The following is a 20,876-nucleotide window of genomic DNA, read 5'->3' on the forward strand; positions in this document are numbered from 1 at the left end:
CATACGACAGAGGCCCTCGGGATTTCTCCTGAGGGCCTCTGAACCGTTGTGCACTCGCCTACCGCTACCGCTGCTGGCCGGCATCGACAAGGAACGTCACGCTCGTCGGCCCGCGGCAAGACCGCATGCGCACGAGGCGGTTGCCACCGATGATCCCCTCAAGCTGATGCGGCCTTTCGGGATCAACGCGCAGACCACCATGCGCCATGTCGGCGCCGCCTGCCCGGAGCGCACCGCGAAACCGCCCGGACAGCGGGGCCGCTCCGAGCCCGATGCAGCAGCTGCAAGCCCGTGGCGGTGTAGCAGTGGGTCCGGCATCCTCCCCATGTGATGGTGATGCAACCCGTTCTGGAGATCTACGCTGCCGACGACTTCGCGCTCTGGCCGGTTGGCGAGCACGAGTCCTATGGCTACCTCGTGCTGAACGGGGAGCTGACTCCGGCGGAGGTCGGCACGGCGGTTATGCGGATCGCCGACTGCAACGACTTCGAGCCGGAGGAGGAGCACGGGCCGTGCCCGACCGACCCGCTCGGCACGTTCCTGCACGGGCTGCTCACCATGCCTGATCTGTTCGCCGCCGGAGGGTTCCGGGTGACCGACAGCACCACCGGCACCGTCTTCATCGAGCCGGGCTGCTGCAACGGCCTGGAGACCTGGCGAGACTGGCTGGAGGTGCTCGGCGGCACCGGCTGCTCCTCCTTCGGCCACGATCCGTCCTCGGTGGCCGAACGCGTGGGCGACATCGTCCGGCTGACGCTCGACGTCCATGGGACGGACGGCAGCCCGGTGATCGAGCTGTCGGTAGACCAGGTACGCAGGCTCGTCGCGGGCGCCCAGCAGGATCTGCAGGACTTCCTCAGCCTTGCCGGAAGCTGGGCTGAACAACACCTGCCGGAACACGCTGCCGCCGTCACTGCCGCCCTGGGACGGGCACTGGACCTGGCACCCACACTATGACCAGTTTCCTGACCCACCGAGCGCACGTGCACGACGCTCGCCTTTCCCCTCCGCCGCCGGCACGGCGCACCGCGGACCCGCATCACCCTCTTCGCGCCGTACGGTTCCGGGCGACGCACTACCACCTCACGCTGAGCGCCGCGACCCCCCGGCAGTCGTAGGCGGACCCGGACACCCTGGTGTGGGCGGTGGAGGAACTGCAAGAACGTCGCTCCTCCCTGGTGAAGGTCCCCACGCCGCGTCGCCGCCGGATCAAGCCCCGGCCCTTCGCTGAGGCCGGGCGGTTCCTCGCCGACGCCGCCGCCCGTGATGACCACCTCGTCGCGGCATGGGTGCTCGTGCTGTGCCTCGGGCTCCGCCGGGGTGAGGTCCTGGGCCTGACGTGGAACGAGCGACACGACGTACGCAATGCGCTCGGCAAGCTGCCCGACGCGATGGGCGGGACTGGCTGACAGCGATCAGCGCGGTTGCTGCACTTCGCTGCTGTACGGCCCGGCAACGCAAGAGGCCCCGGATCTCTCCGGGGCCTCTCATCTGTGTGCACTCGGCAGGATTCGAACCTGCAACCTTCTGATCCGTAGTCAGATGCTCTATCCGTTAAGCTACGAGTGCCTGCCAGTGATCTTACTCCCTGGCTTTCCTTCCGGGCTTTTCGGCCCGGTCGGCGTTGCGGGAACAACATTACATGACCTGCGCCGTCACGCGAAATCCATTACCCAAACCCTGCCTGACCTGGACAAACGCCCACCTGCACCGATCGCGGGACGGGCCGGGAACGGCCGAAGCCCCGGCCGTGGGGCCGGGGCTTCGGGTGGTGCGGAGGCGGAGGGATTTGAACCCTCGATGGGCTTTAAGACCCAAACCGCATTAGCAGTGCGGCGCCATAGACCGGACTAGGCGACGCCTCCAGCCCACCCGCGCGAGCGCGAGTGGTGCGTGCAGATGATGACACAGCCCAGGGGGCTGTCACCAATCGCTGTCCACGGTACAAGGCGGGCGGGGCGCAGGGCAAAGGGCTTCCGGTTGCGCAACGCCACGGCCGGTGCAGCGTTAGAGGGGTGAGGGGCGCCCGGCCGATCCGGCGTCCCCGCGGATTCGTACCCACTGGAGTTCGTATGCTGCGCCGTCTCGCCCTCACCACCGTCGCTTCCGCCCTCGCCCTCGGGGCCTCGTCGTCGGCCGCCGTGGCCGTCGGGCCACTCCCCCTGCCGCTGCTGTCGCCGTCCGACGCGCTGACCGTGACCGTCGCCGACTCCGGGAACCCGAGGGCCGACGGAACGTTTGAGCTGAGGTGCGACGGCGCGCGGGCCGGCGGCACCCACCCCGCCGCGAAGAAGGCGTGCGCCCGATTGGCCGAGCTGTCGAAGAACGGCCAGGACCCGTTCGCACCCGTGCCGCAGGACCGGATGTGCACCCAGCAGCACGGCGGCCCCGCGACCGCCCACGTCAAGGGCACCTGGCGCGGCCGCAGCGTGGACGCCCACTTCGCCAGGACCAACGGATGCGAGATCTCCCGCTGGGAGAACCTCCAGCCGGTCCTGCCGATGGCCCGGTCGTAGCGGAACCGGCCGCTGTCCATGCTGGTCAGGACAGACGCGTCGTAGCGGAACCTGGGACGAAGCGGAAATAGTGTGCCGGGGGCGTACGCCGCGCGCACACAACCTTGCTCGGAGCTCCCCCTCATCCGCCGTCCCACGCGCCTCCTCAGCCCTTAGACTCCCTTCAGTGGCGGTCGGCCGCCGGCAAGTGGCAGTAGGTCAGTGGGAGGAAGCGTCGTCGTGAGCAGCAGGCCATCCCGAGGCGCTGCTCGCCTCGCAGCCATACTCGACGCCCTGCCCGACGGGCTGGTGCTCGTCAATACGAACGGCACGGTCGTCAACGCCAACACGATCGCCCTGGAGATGTTCGAGACCCCGGGCACGGCGCTGGTCGGGCGGGGCCTGCTCGATCTGCTGCCGGTCTTCGACTCGCGCCTCATCCCCGGCTCGATGCGCCGCCCCGAGGCCGCCGACGCCCGGGGCCGCACCAAGCCGACCCGGATGATCGCCCGCCGTACGGACGGCAGCGAGTTCCCGGTCGAGGTCACCAGCGCCGGACTGGAGGACGGCCGCGAGGCGTACGACTCGTACGGCGGTGCGGGTTCCGGCATCGGGTCGGGCGCCGGCGGCTACAGCGGCGACGAGCTGCTGATGCTCGTCGTCCGCGACCTGTCGGGGACCGTCGACACCGAGGCCGAGCTGGCGCGCTCGCAGCGGCAGACCGAGATGATCCTGCGCGCGGCGGCCGAAGGCGTCGTGGGTACGGACACCGAGGGCCGTGTCGTCCTCGTCAACCCGGCGGCCGCCCAGATACTGGGCTGGCGCGCCAGCGACCTGGGCGGCAAGGAACTGCACACGCTGATGCTGCACTCCCGCCCGGACGGGGAGCCCTTCCCGTACGACGAGTCGCCGCTCGCCGACACGCTGCGGTCCGGGCGCAAGCACCGGGTGCGCGGACAGGTCGTGTGGGCCAAGGACGGTTCCCCGGTGCCCGTCGACCTGACGACGGCGCCCGTACGGGACGGCGACCAGCTCGTCGGCGCGGTCATGACGTTCACCGACCGGCGCCCGTACGAGACGCTGGTGGAACAGCACGCGAAGGAACTCGCCGAACTCACCGAGCGGCACGCCGCCGAGCTGGCCGACCGTGCCGAACGGCACGCCGTCGAGATCGAGCAGCGCGACGAGCGGTGCACCGCGTCCGAGGAGCGGTACGCCGCGCTGGCGGCCCGGCACGCGCAGCTGACCGCCGTGCTCGGCGGGGCTCTGCGCGGGCCGCTGGAGGAACTCCGCGGCGAGCTGGGCACACTGGCGGCGGACCCGGCCGGGCAGTTGTGGCCCGAGGCGAACCAGATCCTGCACCATCTGTCCGCCGGGTACGCCCGGATGACGACCCTCGTCGACAACGTGCTCGGCTACCAGCGGCTGGACTCCGGGCAGGAGGAGCTCGACAAGGACGTCGTCCTGCTGGACGCGGTCGTCGCGGCCGGCGTCGACGGCGCGGTGGAGCTGATCGGACCGGGCCGGGTGCAGTTCGCGGTGCACGCGCCGCCGATTGAGGCCGAGGTGGACGGTGTTCGGCTGGCGACGGCGCTCGCGCATCTCGTCGCGGATGTCGCCGGGGTCGACGCGACCGGCAAGGCCCGGGTCGTGCCGGGCGGCGGCGGGTTCGCCGACTCGACGATCGTGGTGGCCGCCGCCCAGCGCGGTGATGTCGTACGGATCGAGGTGCGCGGCCCGTACGCGGGCGGGGACCCGGTCCACGCGCCCATCGTCCGGGGCATCGTCCGGGCGCACGACGGTGTGCTCCAGACGCACGAGGTGCCGGGCATGAACGGCAGCGCGTACGTGCTGGAACTGCCTCTCGGCGCCGGTGCGGGCGCGGTCGCCGTCGCCCCCGCCACCCCCGCCGCCGATTCGGCGGCCGTCGCACTGCCCGCGCAGCAGTCGGGGTCGCGGACCGGCACGGGGGTCGGTGCGGGGGTCGGTTCGGGGGTCGGTGCGGGGGTCGGTGCTGGGGTCGGCGAGACCACGGGCGGCGGGCGGCGGCGGGCGCGGCGCGCCTCGACCGACGCGTTCCTGGAGAGCCCCGTACGGGCCGAGGACCCGGTGGCCGCCGCGCCGACCGGTCGACGCAGGGCCCGTTCGGCCGACCCGGACGGGACGACCGCCGGCGCGGGCGGTGCTCCCGACACAAGCGGTACGGGCGTTGCGGGTGTTACGGGCGTTGCGGGTGTTACGGGCGGTGCAGGCAGTACGGGTGAGGCGGGCACGTCGGCGGGCGCAGGGGCGGGCGCGGGCGCGAACGAGGCCGGGCAGCTGATTCCCGCGCAGGACTCCGGGGCCGTGGAGCCCACCGGCCGACGGCGCGGACGGCCCAGTCCGGCCGAGGGAACGGACGGCGCGGTGAGCGCCATGGGTTCGGTGGTGACCGCCGCCGAGGGGGCGCAGGGGCGTCCGGCGCTCGGTGACACCGTGCCGCCGCAGGGTGCCGCGCCGGCTCCGGGTTCCGGGCGGCGAGCCCGGCGGGGTCCGGGGGCGCGGGACGCGATGCCGGCGCTGCCGGCCGCACCGGCCACTCCCGCCGCCGATCAGGCGCAGGCACAGGCACAGGCACAGCAGCCGACCGGGCGGCGAGCCCGGCGGGCGCTCGCGGCCGCCCAGGAACGCAACACCCCGGCCGAGGGCGGCGCCCGCACCGCGTTCGCGCTGCCGCCCGCCGAGGCGGACCGCCGCCAGGAGCCGCCGCAGAGCACGGCGCACCCGGTCGCGGAACCGGCCGCGCGGGACGAGGGCCGCCACGACGCCGTACGCAGCGACCCCGGCGCCGACCACACTCCGCCGCAGCCGCACCCCATCCCGCCGCAGGGCACGCCGCCGTACCCGGCGCAGCGCCCGACGGGCCGCCGCCGCGCGGTCGCCGCGCCGGACGATATGGGCGCGGGCGCGGCCACGAGCACGGGCACCGGCTCCGTACCGCTGCAGGGGGCCACGCCCGGAGCTCCGGCGGACGACGCGCCGGACTCGACGCAGGGGCGGGCGTTCAGCGTGCGCACGCTGGGGCAGGGCGTGCCGTTCGCCCAGCAGATCGCCCAGCAGCAGAACCAGGCCGCCCCGGGCACCCCGGCGCACGGCACCCCCGGCCCGAGCCGGAGCGTCCCCGCGCCCGGCGCCCAGCAGCCCGCCGCCCCGGCCCCGGCCGCCCCGGTGCCGGGAGCGCAGGGAGCGCAGGGAGCGCCGGGGGCGCATTCGCAGGGCACCCCGCCCCTCGGAACTCCGCCCCACGGAACTCCGCCCGACGGCACCCCGCCTCAGGGCCCGCAGGCCGGTGGCCCGCAGGGCCAGGGAACGCCGGCACACGGCAACCCGGCACACCCCGGCACCCCCGCACACGGCACCGCCGCGCCCGTCGCACCGGCGCCCGGCACCCCCGCCCATGGCACCGCCGCGCCCGTCGCCCCGGGGGCTGTCCCGGTCGGCGGCGCAGGGGCCGTCGGCGGCGCAGGGGCCGTCGGTGGCACGGGGTCCGTGCCCCTGCCCGGCGGGCCGCTGCCCGGTTCGGGGTCCGGGCGGCGCCGCAAGCTGGCGACGCCCCCGGACGGTGACCGCCAGCCGCCCGCCGATGCCGCAGGCACGACGGCCCGGCCGCATCCGCAGCCGGCCCCGGCGCCCCAGCCGCTGCTGGCCGCGCCGGCCGCCGAGGGCCGCGCCTACGAGATAGGAGCACCGGACGAGGACGCCGCCGAGGGCCCTGAGCCGCTCGACGGTCCGGGTGGCGCCGTCGAGGTGGTCAACGCGCCGCACCCGCAGCCGGTGGACGACGAGCTGCCGCCCGAGCCGCTGGACAACCCGCGTCGGCTGCTGGTCTGGCCCGCTCCTGACGTCTCGACGCAGCAGGCGCTGAGCGACCGCGGCTACCGGCCCGTGATCGTGCACTCCCGCGAGGAGGTCGACGCGCAGATCGCGGCGTTCCCCGCGGCGCTGTTCGTGGACCCGCTGACCGGCCCCATCACCCGTACGGCACTCCAGTCGCTGCGCCAGGCGGCGGTCGCGGCCGAGGTGCCCGTCCTGCTGGCGGCAGGGCTCGGGCAGGCGACGCGCGAGGCCGCGTACGGCGCCGATCCCGCCGTACTCCTCAAGGCGCTGGCCCCTCGGGACAGCGAGCAGCACCCGTCGCGGGTCCTGCTGATCGAGGAACACGAGGAGATCGCCGGGGCGTTGACGGAGACGTTGGAGCGGCGCGGGATGCAGGTCGCGCGGGCGGCGACGGACACCGAGGCGGTGACGCTGGCGGCGCAGATCCGGCCGAACCTGGTGGTGATGGATCTGATGCAGGTCCGGCGCCGGCGCGCGGGGATCATCGACTGGCTGCGGGCGAACGGGCTGCTGAACCGTACGCCGCTGGTCGTCTACACGTCCGCGAGCCTCAACGAGGCGGAGCTCCCGCAGTTGGCGTCGGGCGAGACGGTGCTCTTCCTGGCCGAACGGTCGACGAGCGCCGAGGTCCAGTCACGGATCGTCGACCTGCTGGCGAAGATCGGTACGAACTGAGGCGTCGGCGGCAACCGGGGGGCCGGTGACAACCCGTAAGGGGAGGGGGAGGAACCGGGTCGGTTCCTCCCCCTCCCCTTACTGGACCTACGGGGCCTACGGGGCCTACGGGACCCAGGGGACCTACGGGACCCCGGGGGACCTACGGGCCGTACGGGCTACAGCTGGGTGACGTCCAGCTCGCCGTCCGCGTACTGCCGGCGGATGACCTTCTTGTCGAACTTGCCGACGCTCGTCTTCGGGACAGCGGGGACGATCGCCCAGCGCTCGGGGAGCTGCCACTTGGCGACGCCCGACTCGGCGAGGAACCCGCGCAGGTCGTCGTAACCGGCGGTGGCGCCGTCCTTGAGGACGACGGTCGCGAGCGGCCGCTCTCCCCACCTGTCGTCCGGTACGGCGACGACCGCCGCCTCCGCGACCTCCGGGTGGGCCATGAGCGCGTTCTCCAGCTCCACGGAGGAGATCCACTCGCCACCGGACTTGATGACGTCCTTCGCCCGGTCGGTGAGGGTGAGGAAGCCGTCGGGGCTGATCACGCCGACGTCACCGGTCTTCAGCCAGCCGTCCTCGCTGAACTTGTCCTCGGGGCGGAGGGGTTCGCCGGACGAGCCGCCGTAGTAGGCGCCCGCGATCCACGGGCCGCGTACCTCCAGCTCGCCCGCCGACTCGCCGTCCCAGGCCAGGACGTCGCCGCCGGGCCCGATGAGCCGGGCCTCGACACCGGCGGGGAAGCGGCCCTGCGTGATGCGGTACGGCCACTCCTCCTCGGCGGACAGTCCGGCCGGCGGGTTGGACATGGTGCCGAGCGGCGACGTCTCCGTCATGCCCCAGGCGTGGCAGAGGCGGACGCCGAGCTTGTCGTACGCCTCCATCAGCGACGGCGGGCAGGCGGCGCCGCCGATGGTGACGGTGGCCATGGAGGTGAGGTCGCGGGGGTTGGCGGTGACCTCGGCGAGCAGTCCCTGCCAGATGGTCGGGACGGCGGCGGCGTGCGAGGGCCGCTCGCGCTCGATCATGTCGGCGAGGGGCGCGGGCTGCAGGAAGCGGTCCGGCATCAGCATGTTGACGCCGGTCATGAACGTGGCGTGCGGCAGCCCCCACGCGTTGACGTGGAACTGCGGTACGACGACGAGGGTGGTGTCCTTGTCGGTCAGGCCCATCGACTCGGTCATGTTGACCTGCATGGAGTGCAGGTAGATGGAGCGGTGGGAGTAGACGACGCCCTTCGGGTCGCCCGTGGTGCCGGAGGTGTAGCACATGGCGGCGGCCGAGCGTTCGTCCAGCTCGGGCCAGTCGAACGCGGTCGGGCGGCCCGCGATCAGCTCCTCGTACTCGTGCACGCGCGGCGCCGCGCCGTCGAGGAGCGTACGGTCGCCGGCGCCCGCGACGACGACGTGCTCGATGGTCGGCAGGTGCGGGAGGAGCGGGGCGAGCAGCGGAAGCAGGGAGCCGTTGACGATGACGACGCGGTCGGCGGCGTGGTTGACGATCCAGATGAGCTGCTCGGCGGGCAGACGCAGGTTGAGCGTGTGCAGGACGGCGCCCATGGAGGGGATCGCCAGATACGCCTCGACGTGTTCCGCGTTGTTCCACATCAGCGTCGCGACGCGGTCGTCGCCGACCACGCCGAGCTCGTCGCGCAGGGCGTTGGCCAGCTGGGTCGCGCGAGCGCCCGTCTCGGCGAAGGTACGGCGGTGCGGCTGCTCCGGGTCCCCGGTCCAGGTGGTGATCCGCGACTGTCCGTGGATGGTCATCCCGTGATGGAGGATGCGGGTGACGGTCAGTGGTACGTCCTGCATGGTGCTCAGCACGGCGTCCTCCCGATGGGCGCTCGCTACGTGGCAGTAAGGGTGTGCAGATTCTGCGCACATACCGCTCGGTATGTCACTACCCGGGAGTACGAAAGCTTCAGGGATCTGGGTACGCGGCTTCTTCCGTACGGGTTTCTCCGTACGGGCGGGAGCGGGTCCCTACGGGTTTCACCGTACGGGGTCTCTCCGCTGCGGCACGGGCGTCACCGTACGGGGGAGAGCTCCGGGTCCTCTCGGAGTTTGCCGAGCGCCCGGGAGACGGCGCTCTTGACCGTGCCGACGGAGACGCCGAGCACCGCCGCCGTCTGCGCCTCGCTCAGGTCCTCGTAGTACCGCAGGACGACCATGGCGCGCTGGCGGTCCGGGAGCCGCATCACCGCACGCCACATCGCGTCGTGCAGCACCTGCTGCTCGGCCGGGTCGGGTGCGGGCACACCGACCGGCTCGGGCAGCTCCTCACAGGCGTACTCGTCGACCTTGCGCTTGCGCCACTGCGACGTGCGCGTGTTCACCAGCGCGCGGCGCACGTAGCCGTCGAGCGCCCGGTGGTCCTCGATGCGCTCCCAGGCGACGTAGGTCTTGGCGAGGGCGGTCTGCAGCAGGTCCTCGGCATCGCTCGGGTTCGCGGTCAGCGACCGGGCGGTGCGCAGCAGTACGGGCCCCCGTGCCCGCACGTACGCCGAGAACGACGGGTATCCGGTGGCAAGTCCGGCAGCCGTGGAGGCTCCGGTGCAGACGGGCCCAGTAGTCGCGGTCATAGGTCCACGCTATGAGCGGGGGCGCCGCCGGGGATCGGCCCCAGGTCCAGAACCGGGGTCCGCCTCAGGTTGTAGGGGTGGTGCTGGCTCCACCTCCTGAAGGTGGAGGCGACCCCGAGGCCGAAGGGGCCGACCGGAGGGGCCGGCCGGAGGAGCCGGCCGAAAGAACCGGCCCTCGCCGCGCCGTCGGTCTGCGGCTCGCGGGCAGTCCTGGCGCGGTGGCGGGCCGGCCGCGCGGCGGCGGAGGAGAAGAGGGAGGGGAAGGGGGAGGGGAAGGGGGGCCGCTGGAGGCTTGGGCGGTTACGCCGTGCCCAGAATCAGCCCCGACGTGGGGACCCCGGTTCCGGCCGTCACCAGGACCCTCGCCGCTCCCCGGACCTGGTTCACGGAGGTGCCGCGCAGTTGCCGGACGGCCTCCGCGATGCCGTTCATGCCGTGCAGGTACGCCTCGCCGAGCTGCCCGCCGTGCGTGTTCAGCGGCAGCGCGGCCGAGGCGACGAAGTCCGCCCCCTCGCCGGGCCCGCAGAACCCGAACTCCTCCAGCTGCGTCAGCACGAACGGGGTGAAGTGGTCGTACAGGATGCCGACGTCGATGTCGGCGGGCGCCAGACCCGACGTCCGCCAGAGCTGCCGGGCGACCACGCCCGCCTCCGGCAGTCCGGTCAGCTCGTCGCCGGGGCGGAGGAACCCGGTCATCGCCTCCTGTCCCCGCGCGGCGCCCTGCGCGGCGGCGACGACCACGGCGGGCGGGTGCCGCAGGTCGCGGGCGCGCTCGACGGACGTGACGACGACGGCCTGGCCGCCGTCGGTCTCCTGGCAGCAGTCCAGCAGCCGCAGCGGCTCCACGATCCAGCGGGACGCGGCGTGGTCGGCCAGGGTGATGGGCCGGCCGTGGAAGTGCGCGGCCGGGTTGCGGGCGGCGTGGCGGCGGGCGGTGACGGCGACATGGCCGAAGACGTCGGGCGACAGGCCGTACGTGTGGAGGTAGCGACGGGCGGCCATGGCCACCCAGGAGGCGGGCGTGAGCAGCCCGTACGGCATGTGCCAGCCGAGCGCGACGCCTTCGGCGGACGGCTCGCGGTGCTGGACGCCGGCGCCGAAGCGGCGCCCGGAGCGCTCGTTGAACGCCCGGTAGCAGACGACGACCTCCGCGACCCCGGCGGCGACGGCGAGGGCGGCCTGCTGCACGGTCGCGCACGCGGCGCCGCCGCCGTAGTGGACGCGGGAGAAGAAGGACAGCTCGCCGATGCCGACCGCGCGGGCGACGGCGATCTCGGGGCTGGTGTCCATGGTGAAGGTGACGAGCCCGTCCACGTCGGACGCGCGGAGCCCGGCGTCGGCGAGGGCGGCGCGTACGGCTTCGGCGGCGAGCGCGAGTTCGCTGCGCCCGGAGTCCTTGGAGAACGCGGTCGCGCCGATGCCGGCGACGGCCGCCCTGCCGCCGAGACCGTCGGCCCTGTGGAGGCTCATGCCTCCTCCCCCATGTGGACCGTCACGGTACCGGTGACATGACGTCCCAGGCCGTTGGTGCCGACGACCCGTACCTCCGCCGTGTCCCCGTCGGCGGCGGTGACGGTGCCGGTCAGGGTCATCGTGTCGCCCGGGTGGTTGGGCGCGCCCAGGCGGATGGCGACCTTGCGGAGACGGGCCGTGGGGCCGAAGTGGTCGGTGACGTACCGGCCGACGATGCCGTTCGTCGTGAGGATGTTCATGAAGATGTCGGGAGAGCCCTTCTCCCGGGCGGCCTCGGGGTCGTGGTGCACATCCTGGAAGTCCCGGGAGGCGACGGCCCCGGCGACGATGAGCGTGCGCGTGACGGGAACGCGCAGCGGGGGCAGTCGACGCTCGGGCGGGGCGCCGCGGCCTCCTTCGGCGTCCTCGTCGACCGCCCGGAAGACCGGCAGCACCAGGTCCTCGTCCACCCGCTGGAACTCCAGCCGTACCGGCATGCCGACGCGCACCCGGTCGTACGGCACGCCGACGATTCCGCTGGTCATCCGGACCCCCTCGGCGAGCTCGACCAGGACGACCGGGTACGGCGGGTCGAACGCGGGGAAGGGCGGATGGTGCATCACGACGTACGAGAAGACGGTGCCGTCCCCGCACGCCTCGACGGTGTCCCACTCCGCCGAGCCGCACGCCTCGCACCCCGGCAGCCAGGGGAAACGGATCCGCCGGCAGGCGGCGCACCGCTGGAGCAGCAGCCGGTGCGCGCGGACGCCGTCCCAGAAGCCGGCGTTGTCGCGGTTGACGACGGGCCGGGGCCGCCGCCGCTCGGTACGCGGCGGTGCGGACGCCGCCGCCCGCGCGGGCTCGGGCACGTATGTCGCGGGTGCGTACGTCGCGGGTGCGTACGTCGCGGGTGCGTACCTCGCTGGTGCGTACTTGAGGATGCTGAACCGGTGCGTCCCGGCGAGTAGCCCGTTCGCGCGGACGTCCATGCGGGTCGTGATGAAGTGACCGGCTCCCAGCCGCGTGGTCTTGCGCTCCGACACGGCCTCGATCACCGAATCGAAGGTGACGGCATCGCCGGGGCGCAGGTCCCGCAGGTACTCCTGCGTGCAGTCGGTGGCGACGACCGCCGTGAACCCGGCGCCGTCGAGACGGGAGAGCAGCGACTCGTACGCGTCGGAGCGCGCCCCCGTCCGCCCCCCGGCGGCCCCGCTCCAGGCTCCGCCCCGGACCCGGTCCTGGGTCTCTCCCCGCGCCTTGTCCCATGCCCCGTCCCGCGTCCGGCCCCGCGCCCCGCCGGGCCCGGCGCTCAGGCCGGCCATGGTCCACACCTGGAGCATCGTGGGCGGGGCGATCGCCTCGGGCCCCGTGTACGCGGGGTGGGTGTCCCCGATCGCCTCGCACCAATGCCTGATCATGGCGTCGTTGACGGGGTGCCTGCCGACGCCACCGGTGACGGCAGCTCGGCCGACGTACGAGACGAGCTCGGAGAAGAGATCCTCACCGACCGCCGCCATCCGCAGCCCCCTTCGCCCTCGCCATATGTGGACGCGCATCGCAGATCTGACTGTCCGTCAGATTACGAACCGCTGTCAAGACGCGGCGACACGACCAGGGGAGGACGGGGGACGGCCCGCACGCCGGTACCGGAGTACCACCGTGCGGGCCGCCGCTCACCCCGCCGCCATGACCCCCGTCGGGGCCGGCCTCACCACAGGTGCGTGAAGTTGACGGCGACGTCGTCCTGGTCGATGGCCGTGAACGCGGAGCCGTTCACGCTCGCGGTGTTGTTCTGGTTGGAGGCGCCGCTACCGGTGGCCACCTGCTGCGTGGTCGTGGAATTGCCGGAGTTGGTGCCGCCGATGCCGCTGCCGAGGATCGTGGCCACGGACGCGTTCGATCCGTCGTTCGCGAAACCACCGTTGTCGGCCTGTGCCACGCCCGTGAAGAGGGCGGCGGCCAGCGGCAGAGCGGCGACAGCGGCGATGACGCGAGCGGTACGGATGCTTGCCATGTCAATTCCTCCAGGAACTGAAGTGCAGAAGAGCGGAAGTACAGAGTGCGAGTTCGGAAGTACTGAAGTGCGGAAGTACTGAGGTTCGGAAGTACAGGCGTGCAGGAGTTCACCAGCGCGGCAGTGCAGAAGTACGGAAGTGCACGAGTGGAGCCCTGCTGAACTACGGCTTGTTCCAAGGCGGTTGGCCTGCCGCCCGGGACGAGTTCTCGACGTCGTGGTTCAAGAGTTGCCCACCGAATCCCCGGCGAACCAGCCCGGAGCACCCGATTACCCCTGAAGCGTGACGACAAGTAGATAAACCCCTTTCATGTTCCCAAAGCCGCAGCTCAGGGCGGAGGCGCCGGCGAAACCCGGGCCCGACAGGAGGGGAATCGTTCCGGCACCTTTTCGGCCAATCCCTCCCCCTTCCCATTTTCGAACGCGCGTACGACCATGGGGGCATGGCCACCCATGACCGGCGGACCGCCACCCTGGCCCTGGCCCATGCGCTCTCCGCCGCCGAGCGCGGGCTCCCCGTGATCCCGCTGTCCCCGAACAAGCTCCCGGCCCTGCCCTCACCGCACCGCGACGACCCGAACGGGCGGACGACCCCATGCCGCGGCGCGTGCGGCCGCCCCGGGCACGGCGTCCATGACGCGACCACCGACCCCGACGCCGTACGCGCGCTCTTCGCGGCGGCGCCCTGGGCGACCGGGTACGGCATCGCCTGCGGACGGCCACCGCACCATCTGATCGGCATCGACCTCGACACGAGACACCCAGCCCCCGGCACCTCGGACGCCCCCGCCCCCGCCCCCAGCCCCGCCCCCGCCTCCCCGGAAACCCCCGCCGCCGCCCCAGCCGCTCCCCCGGCCGCCGACCTCGCGGACCTCGCCGGCCTCGCGGACCTCGCCGGCCTCGCCGCCCACCCCCGGGCCGCCGGCCCGGCACCCCGTACCCCGGAGTCGCTCGCCACCCTGCACCTGCTCGCGCGACGGCACGGGTTCGCCGTCCCCGCGACCGTCACGGTTCTCACGCCCAGCGGCGGGCGCCACCTCTGGCTGACCGGCCCGCCCGATGTCGTCGTGCCGAACTCCGCGGGCCGTCTCGCCCCGGGCATCGACGTCCGGGGCGCCGGCGGCTACCTGGTCGGCCCCGGATCGGTCACCGCGCGCGGCGCCTACCGCCTCGCCCCCGATACGGCCGACCTCACGCCCGCCCCGTGCCCCGGCGCACTGCTCCGGCTGCTCCTGCCGCCCGCCGTTCCGGCCGCCCCGCATCCTCGTACGGGCGGGACGGGCGGGACGGCGGCGCACGGGGACGGCCTGATCCACTTCGTCCGGGCGGCACACGAGGGACAGCGCAACGCCCGGCTGTTCTGGGCGGCCTGCCGGGCGTACGAGAACGGCATCGGCGACCGGCTCGCGGAGCCGCTCACGGAGGCCGCCGTACGCACCGGGCTCACGGAGCACGAGGCGCGCGCGACGATCGCGTCGGCCGCGCGCTACACCGCCGCGACCCCTTAGGCCGCGCCAGGCGAGGCCACGCCAGGCGAGCCGGCACCAGGCGAGGCCGCGCCAGACACGGTCTCCCGTCGACGCGTCCGCTCGGCCAGCACGAACGTGACGCTGATCAGCAGCGCCCACGCGCCGAACTTGGCCACCGACACGGGCTGCCAGCCGTCGAGCTGGTGCGGATAGCTCCAGGCACCGACGTACGTCGCGGCGTTCTCGGCGACCCACAGGAAGAACCCGATCAGTACGAAGGCCAGGGCGAGCGGCATCCGGTACTGCCGCTCGCCCACCGTGTAGCCGACCCAGGTCCCCGCCGTGGCTGCCAGCATGGCGACCGCGAGCAGCCACCGCCCGTCCGGCAGCCAGTGGTGCGTGAAGAAGTTGATGTACACGCCCGCCGCGAGCACGGACATGACGGTCGCGCGGTATCCGGAGAGCCTCAGTCGCATCAGCCGCCAGGAGCGGCAGACGTAGCTGCCCACGGCCGCGTAGAGGAACCCGCCGTACAGTGGAACGCCGGCGACCTTGAGCACGGCGTCCTCCGGGTAGCTCCACGACCCGAGCTGGACCTTGACCAGTTCGAAGAGCAGTCCGACGAGATGGCACGAGGCGATCACGGCGGTGTCGCGGGCGCTGTCCCACCCCACCCACCGCGCGACGACGGCCAGCACCACGCCGTAGACGAACACCAGGTCGTACCGTGCCACCGGCAGTTCGGGCAGCAGCCCGGACACGGCGATACCCGCCACGAGTGCCACGGCGAACGCACAGCACCGCGCCTGCAACATCCCGAACCGCCAGAGCTGGCGTATCCCCCCACTGATCGCATCCATGGCCTCAAGGACGCACGTACGGCCCCAGCGGTTTTCGTGCCCGACACCCTCCGTTCCCGCGCGTCAACACGGCGCGCCGTAGGCGGCGGTCACCCGGTGGGGTGAACATCGAGGGCGAGATGCGACGTTCTGCCTGCGCTTGTCCGCCGCTCCCGGCCGGCGCCGCCGCCGACGCGTCACGCTTCGCACAGTGCACCCCTACGCTCGGGCCGTGCCCGGCACGACGACACAGAAGAGTCAGACGAGCCACGCGAGCCACAAGAGCCACCACACCGCCATACGAGCCGTACAAGCCGTACAAGCCACACGAGCCAGCCGCACGAGCCAGCCACACGAGTCACACGAGAACTGCCAGACAGACGCGACCTGCCAGACAGACGAGACACCCGAGTCACGCTTCGGAGGCTTCCATGACCGTTCCCGTGGCCCGCGCGGCCAAGCGGATGCCGAGTTCCGCCACCGCACTCCTGGCGGCGGATTCGCCCAGCGAGCAGGCGTTCTCCTTCTTCGCCGCCGGTTCCTGCGCGGTGCTGTCCGCCGTGGTGCACCTGGGCGCGCTGACGTACACGCTGGCGCACTACCGCCACTGGGACCCGGTCGCCGCGTTCTTCGTGTCCGCCGTCTTCGCGGCGGTGGCGTTGCTGTCGACCGTCCCGCATCTGGTGGCCGAGGCGGTGGTCACCACCAGTGCCCTGCCCCGCGTCATGATGTGGGGCACGAGCCTGACGCTGGCCGCTCTCCAGATCACCGCGGCGGTCCTCGGCGACGCCCACTTCACACTGTCGGCCCTCATCGGCACGATCACGATCCTGGCGGTCGCGTGCTTCGGTGAAATGGCCGGCCACGCCCTCGCCGAAGCCTGAACACCCGCCGACGACCGCGACGCACGCGACGCACGCGACGACCGCGACGCACTCGACGCACTCGATGCGCGCCACGGTGAGAAACCGGCCACCGGCCGGAACCCCGAGGGTCACCGCCCGCGTCATGGCCGGTGCACGGCCGCTTCGTGGGGGAACGCGGCCTGGGCCCAGGGGGGATCACATGCACCTCAGTACCGCTCGCCGCACTCTCGCGACCCGCACGGCCGCCTCGCACCGGATCAGGAGCCGAGCGGCGGTCGTCGTTCTGGCCGGAATCCTGACGGCGACGGGCGCGGCCTGTACCGCGCCTGCCACGAAGGCCGACCCGGCCGCCACACCCGCCACACCCACTCCGTCGGCGACACCCGCCACACCCACCAAGCCCGCCACACCCGCCAAGCCCGCCGCTCAGGGCAAGGAGAGCGACGCCGAGAAGGGGGCCGCCACGGCCGAAGCGCCTGAGAGCACACCCGACGGCGCAAGCTCGGACCTCGTCTCCCTGGCAGGCGACTACGGGCCGGACACGTGCCGGGAGGGCTATGTGTGGCGCGAGGCCCGGCGCGGCGACCATGTCTGCGTCGAGCCACGCGTCCGGGACCAGGCGCGCACCGACAACGCCCGTGCGGCGGCACGGCGTTCGCCCGGGACCAACGGCAACGGCCCCGACGCCTGCGCCGTCGGCTACGTGTGGCGCGAGGCGTACCCGGGGGACGTCGTGTGCGTCGTACCCGCCGTCCGGACCCAGGCACGCGCCGACAACGCCCAGGCCGACGACCGGCGCGTGTCCACCCGGCTGTGGAAGTCCCGGTGGTACCCGGCGCGGCAGTGCGAAGGCGACACCTGCGTGAGCAGGAGCGACGACGACATCCCGCGCATCCGGCTCAACGGCGACCACTACAACTTCGGCCAGGTCCGCCTCGTCATCCGCCGCACCAGCGACAACCGGCTGCTCTGGTCCGGCACGGTCACCGCCGCCAGGCACACCGGCTTCGCCGGCGGCAGCTTCGGCAAGAAGACCAGCCTCATCGACTGCTCCCCGTACGGCACTCCGGCCAACGGCTACGCCCAGGCGTACGACGTGATCTCGAACCGCTGGTCCGCCCGGCTCCCGGTCTCCGTAGGCTGCTCCACGCTCTGACGCACCGCGCGAAGGCCCGCCACGGATCAAGCCGGGAGGGCGGAACCGGGTGAAACCGGGCGGAACCGGCCGGATTCGAACCGGCGTCCTCGCGGTTTTGGAGACCGCGCGCGACGACCTCTGCGCTACGGCTCCGCCCGACCGCATCCTAGGATCCGTCGGCCCGAGGTCACAGCTCCACGGCTGTGACCTCGTCGGCGTGACCGTGGACCGACGGGCCACGGACAGGGCGGGCCATGGGCCGGGCGCGCTACGGACCGGGCGACGCGGGCGGGCCCCGAGGCCCCGAGCCGCTGAGACCCGGAGGCCCGGAGGCCCGGAGGCCCGGAGGCCCCGACAGCATCCGCCCATCAATGTGACACAGGTCACGGGAAGGCGGCGAGTGGTGCCGGACAGCTCAGGGATGTGAGCACTCTGATGCGTACTCGGGTACGGTCCGGCGATGCGAGCGCCTTCGCGGAGCTCTTCGACAGCTATGCCCGCGCGGTCTACAACCATGCCTTCCGGTTGACCGCCGACTGGTCGACGGCCGAGGACGTGATGGCCGCGACGTTCATGGAGGCGTGGCGGCTGCGCGACAAGGTCGATCCCGAGGGCGGTTCCCTGCGGCCGTGGTTGCTGGGCATCGCCACCAACACCGCGCGCAACCAGTACCGGAGCAACCGGCGGTACCGGGCGGCGGCGGCCGCTGCCGCGGCGGCCGAGCTGTCGGTTCCCGACCATGCCGAAGAGGTGGCCGCCCGCCTCGACGACCGGAGGCGGCTCGCGAAGGCGCTGAACGCCCTGGCGTCGCTGCGCAGAACCGAGCGCGAGGTGGTGGCGCTCTGCCTGGGCGAGGGCCTGGACTACGAGGCCGCGGCGGAGGCCCTCGGGATTGCGGTGGGCACCGTCGGCTCCCGTCTGTCGCGGGCCCGCAAGAAGCTGCGGGCGCTCGCCGATGACGAACCGGGTGCCCCGGCGGCCGGGACGACGGCGAGAAACGCGTACGGAGAACAGGAAGGCGGCCGTTCGGCCCGACAGACAAGAGGCGATCACGCGAATGTGGTCCGGCCCGCGCAGGGAGGAAACCGATGAACGCGAACACGTCCGAGCAGAGTCCGGCCGAGTGGGAAGAGGGCGTACAGCTGCTGTCCGGGACGGCGCGCGACCTGCCGGCGGGCCGTCACCAGTTTCACAAGGAGCTTCTGATGGCCCGAATTCGGCAGGAACAGCGCACGGAGACGGCAGCGCAGGCGAGTACGAAGGCGAGTACGTATACGAAGGCGAGGACGACGGCGAGTACGGCGGCGGGTACGAAGCCGCAGGCTGCTCCGGCGAAGGCACGGCGCTTCCGGCTGCCGCGCCCGGCGATCGCCCTGCCGGCCATGGCCGCCGCGCTGGCCGGGGTGGTCGTCGCCGCGGCGCTGCTGCCGGGCGGAGACGGAGACACCGGCAGCCTCGCCACAGGGCAGGCACTCACCACGACGGTCGGCGTCGCGACCACGAAGGGCGTGCCGCAACTGCTCGACCGGATCTCTCTGGCGACGACCGAGGCGTCGCACCCGAGCGTCAAGCCCGGCCAGTACATCTACATCGAGTCCAGGGTGGCCGGCAGCCACCTGAAGCACGTCGGCGACAGGACCACCCTGGTCGGCAACGAGCTGTACCGCCGCCAGATCTGGTCCTCTCCGGACGGCACCAAGGGCTGGCTGATCGACCCCGCCGTCAACGACAGCCCCGAGGGCGAGACGCTGAGCCTCCCCGACGAGCTGGGCAACACCCCGGTGGCGAGCCTGAACAGCCCCTCGTACGACTACCTGGCCAAGCTGACCACCGACCCCGACGACCTGCTGGCCAAGATCTACAAGGAGACGGAGGGCATGGGCAACTCCCGGGACCAGCAGGCGTTCACCACCATCGGCGACCTGCTCGGTGAGAGCTTTCCGCCCGTCGAGCTGCACGCGGCGCTCTTCAAGGCCGCCGCGAAGATCCCCGGTGTCGTCGTCGTGCCGGACGCCGTGGACGCGGTGGGCCGGCACGGAGTGGCGGTGGCCCGGCTCGACGAGCCGAGCGGTCAGCGGGAGGAGTGGATCTTCGACAAGAAGACCCATGTCTTCCTCGGCAAGCGAACGGTTCAGGTGAACAGGGCGCCGGAACACGCCGACCTGCTGAAGCCCGGCACCGTGCTGTCCACCAACGCCATCATGAAGCGGGCGATCGTCGACGGCATGAAGCAGACGCCCCCGAGCGGGAGCTGACACCTGCGCGGGGCGCCACACCCGCCACCCACGACGGCCGGACCTGGCCCCGGTTCCGGCCGTCGCTCCCCGCCTCCGTCCCGCGCCCGCATCCCTCCCACGCCCCCTCCGCGCCGTCGACCGTGATCGCCGACGACGGGCTGGTCGCCACCGACGACGGTTGCCCGTATTTGGCTCTGCTCCCGTCCCCGGCTAGGAGGCATCGCCCCTGGTGCCCACTGCGGTGCGCGCCGCCGCCACGAACGCCGCGATCGCCGGGTGCGTGCCGCCACCCGCGCGGAAGGCGACCTTCGAGCGCCGGAAGAGGGGCAGCCGGGTGAGGACCACGCCGTCGGGGGCGTGTGCGGTGGCCATCTCCGGTACGAATCCGGCGCCTTGTCCGGTCGCGGCCAGTGCCAGGACCGTACGGAAGTCGTTGACCTGATGGCGGATGCGCGGCTGGAAGCCGGCCGCCTGACAGGCCCGTACGGCCATCGCGTGGCCGGTCGTACCCTCCCGGGCGGTGATCCACGGGGACGTGGCCCACGGTCCGAGAAGCTCCCCCAGCGTGGCGCCGTGAGCGGCGGGAGCGGGAGCGGGAGCGGGAGCGGGAGCGGAAGCGGGACCGGGTACGGGTGCGGGTGCGGGGGCGGGAGCGCTGTCGGCGATGCCACCCGAGGCCAGGTACATCGGCTCCTCCAACAGGGGCACCTGGTCGACCGTGGTGTCCGGTGACGCGGGAACGAAGTCGTAGTCGTGGACGAGGGCCACGTCGAGTTCGCCGGCGCGCAGGCCGTCGGAGACCCGCGCCGAGTCGATCTCCCGCACCATCGGCTCCAGCGCGGGGTGCCGCAGGGCCAGTTCGGCCAGCGTGGCGGGCACGATCGCGGGGCCGCCGGAGGGAAACGTCCCGATCCGCAGCGGCCCGCCGATGCCCTCGCGGGCCCCGGCCAGCTCGGAGACCGCCAGTTCGAGACGTTCGAGTACGGCGTCGGCGTGGGTGACCAGGGTGCGGCCGGCGGGCGTGAGCACGACCCGTCTGCCAGTCCGTTCCAGCAGGGGCACCCCCGCCTCGCGCTCGAGGACAGCCAGCTGCTGCGAGACGGCCGATGCGGTGAACGTCAGCGCCTCGGCGACGGCCGCGATGGTGCCGCGTCGGTCCAGTTCGCGCAGCAGGTGGAGACGTCGGACATCGAGCATAAGGTGAGCTTACGTACAAGCGTAGAAACATGAACTGGATCTACCGGGT

The 20,876-nt window shown here is 72.8% G+C and carries 15 protein-coding genes, 3 tRNA genes and 2 pseudogenes; 9 read left to right on the top strand and 11 right to left on the bottom strand.

Features of this window, described 5'->3' with window-relative positions; genetic code table 11:
- Positions 1-330 precede the first annotated feature (330 nt).
- Positions 331-957 (top strand): hypothetical protein, encoded by a 627-nt coding sequence (locus ACGF5U_RS13275; protein ID WP_392710656.1) that lies wholly within the window; start codon positions 331-333, stop codon positions 955-957.
- Positions 958-1,169: 212 nt separating this feature from the next.
- Positions 1,170-1,343 (top strand): annotated as a pseudogene (locus tag ACGF5U_RS13280) (site-specific integrase); the annotation flags it as partial.
- 153 nt (positions 1,344-1,496) lie between these two features.
- On the opposite strand, the gene ACGF5U_RS13285 reads toward ACGF5U_RS13280, so the two are convergent.
- Both ACGF5U_RS13285 and ACGF5U_RS13290 read right to left on the bottom strand, forming a co-directional pair.
- A tRNA-Arg gene (locus ACGF5U_RS13285) sits at positions 1,497-1,569 on the bottom strand.
- Between the two features lie 205 nt (positions 1,570-1,774).
- Positions 1,775-1,865: transfer RNA gene (locus ACGF5U_RS13290), tRNA-Ser, on the bottom strand.
- A 207-nt stretch (positions 1,866-2,072) separates the two neighbouring features.
- Between ACGF5U_RS13290 and ACGF5U_RS13295 the strand changes: the two genes are divergently transcribed.
- Complete coding sequence (locus ACGF5U_RS13295) at positions 2,073-2,516, top strand: SSI family serine proteinase inhibitor (RefSeq protein ID WP_392710228.1); 444 nt, start codon at positions 2,073-2,075, stop codon at positions 2,514-2,516.
- A gap of 219 nt (positions 2,517-2,735) precedes the next feature.
- Complete coding sequence (locus ACGF5U_RS13300; RefSeq protein WP_392710230.1) at positions 2,736-7,046, top strand: PAS domain-containing protein; 4,311 nt, start codon at positions 2,736-2,738, stop codon at positions 7,044-7,046.
- Between the two features lie 158 nt (positions 7,047-7,204).
- On the opposite strand, the gene ACGF5U_RS13305 is transcribed toward ACGF5U_RS13300, so the two are convergent.
- From ACGF5U_RS13305 to ACGF5U_RS13330, 6 genes and pseudogenes are all read right to left on the bottom strand, one after another.
- Positions 7,205-8,857 carry a long-chain fatty acid--CoA ligase gene (locus tag ACGF5U_RS13305; RefSeq protein WP_392710231.1) on the bottom strand — a complete coding sequence of 551 codons (1,653 nt, stop codon included), beginning with the start codon at positions 8,855-8,857 and terminating at the stop codon, positions 7,205-7,207.
- A 203-nt stretch (positions 8,858-9,060) separates the two neighbouring features.
- Positions 9,061-9,615 (bottom strand): SigE family RNA polymerase sigma factor, encoded by a 555-nt coding sequence (locus ACGF5U_RS13310; RefSeq protein WP_392710233.1) that lies wholly within the window; start codon positions 9,613-9,615, stop codon positions 9,061-9,063.
- Positions 9,616-9,915: 300 nt separating this feature from the next.
- Entirely contained in the window at positions 9,916-11,085 is a 1,170-nt protein-coding gene (locus ACGF5U_RS13315) for a lipid-transfer protein (protein ID WP_392710235.1), read from the bottom strand.
- Entirely contained in the window at positions 11,082-11,453 is a 372-nt protein-coding gene (locus ACGF5U_RS13320; protein WP_392710657.1) for a MaoC/PaaZ C-terminal domain-containing protein, read from the bottom strand. Before ACGF5U_RS13320 ends, ACGF5U_RS13315 begins: the two co-directional genes overlap by 4 nt.
- 36 nt (positions 11,454-11,489) lie before the next feature.
- A pseudogene (locus ACGF5U_RS13325) lies at positions 11,490-12,584 on the bottom strand (bifunctional MaoC family dehydratase N-terminal/OB-fold nucleic acid binding domain-containing protein); the annotation flags it as partial.
- 191 nt (positions 12,585-12,775) lie between these two features.
- On the bottom strand, positions 12,776-13,081 hold the full coding sequence (locus ACGF5U_RS13330) for a hypothetical protein (protein ID WP_392710236.1): 306 nt from the start codon (positions 13,079-13,081) through the stop codon (positions 12,776-12,778).
- A 443-nt stretch (positions 13,082-13,524) separates the two neighbouring features.
- On the opposite strand from ACGF5U_RS13330, the gene ACGF5U_RS13335 reads away from it, so the two are divergent.
- Entirely contained in the window at positions 13,525-14,589 is a 1,065-nt protein-coding gene (locus ACGF5U_RS13335; RefSeq protein ID WP_392710238.1) for a bifunctional DNA primase/polymerase, read from the top strand.
- Here ACGF5U_RS13335 and ACGF5U_RS13340 read toward each other — a convergent pair.
- Entirely contained in the window at positions 14,586-15,410 is an 825-nt protein-coding gene (locus tag ACGF5U_RS13340; protein WP_392710240.1) for a DUF817 domain-containing protein, read from the bottom strand. The genes ACGF5U_RS13335 and ACGF5U_RS13340 overlap by 4 nt on opposite strands.
- Before the next feature lie 410 nt (positions 15,411-15,820).
- Between ACGF5U_RS13340 and ACGF5U_RS13345 the strand changes: the two genes are divergently transcribed.
- Both ACGF5U_RS13345 and ACGF5U_RS13350 read left to right on the top strand, forming a co-directional pair.
- The gene (locus ACGF5U_RS13345; protein WP_392710241.1) at positions 15,821-16,273 is read left to right on the top strand and encodes a hypothetical protein; all 453 of its coding nucleotides are present in this window, start codon (positions 15,821-15,823) and stop codon (positions 16,271-16,273) included.
- Between the two features lie 181 nt (positions 16,274-16,454).
- Entirely contained in the window at positions 16,455-17,411 is a 957-nt protein-coding gene (locus tag ACGF5U_RS13350) for a hypothetical protein (RefSeq protein WP_392710243.1), read from the top strand.
- 60 nt (positions 17,412-17,471) lie between these two features.
- Here the strand turns inward: ACGF5U_RS13350 and ACGF5U_RS13355 are convergent.
- Positions 17,472-17,546 (bottom strand) — tRNA-Trp (locus ACGF5U_RS13355).
- A gap of 282 nt (positions 17,547-17,828) precedes the next feature.
- On the opposite strand from ACGF5U_RS13355, the gene ACGF5U_RS13360 reads away from it, so the two are divergent.
- Together ACGF5U_RS13360 and ACGF5U_RS13365 are read left to right on the top strand one after the other, a co-directional pair.
- The gene (locus ACGF5U_RS13360) at positions 17,829-18,485 is read left to right on the top strand and encodes an RNA polymerase sigma factor (RefSeq protein WP_392710245.1); all 657 of its coding nucleotides are present in this window, start codon (positions 17,829-17,831) and stop codon (positions 18,483-18,485) included.
- Positions 18,482-19,648, top strand: a complete 1,167-nt coding sequence (locus ACGF5U_RS13365; RefSeq protein WP_392710247.1) for a CU044_5270 family protein — start codon at positions 18,482-18,484, stop codon at positions 19,646-19,648. Before ACGF5U_RS13360 ends, ACGF5U_RS13365 begins: the two co-directional genes overlap by 4 nt.
- Before the next feature lie 192 nt (positions 19,649-19,840).
- On the opposite strand, the gene ACGF5U_RS13370 is transcribed toward ACGF5U_RS13365, so the two are convergent.
- A complete protein-coding gene (locus tag ACGF5U_RS13370; RefSeq protein ID WP_392710249.1) occupies positions 19,841-20,827 on the bottom strand; it encodes a LysR substrate-binding domain-containing protein in 987 nt (328 codons plus the stop codon).
- Positions 20,828-20,876: the final 49 nt, after the last annotated feature.

It is taken from the genome of Streptomyces sp. NPDC047886 (assembly GCF_043204435.1).
GTDB lineage: Bacteria > Actinomycetota > Actinomycetes > Streptomycetales > Streptomycetaceae > Streptomyces.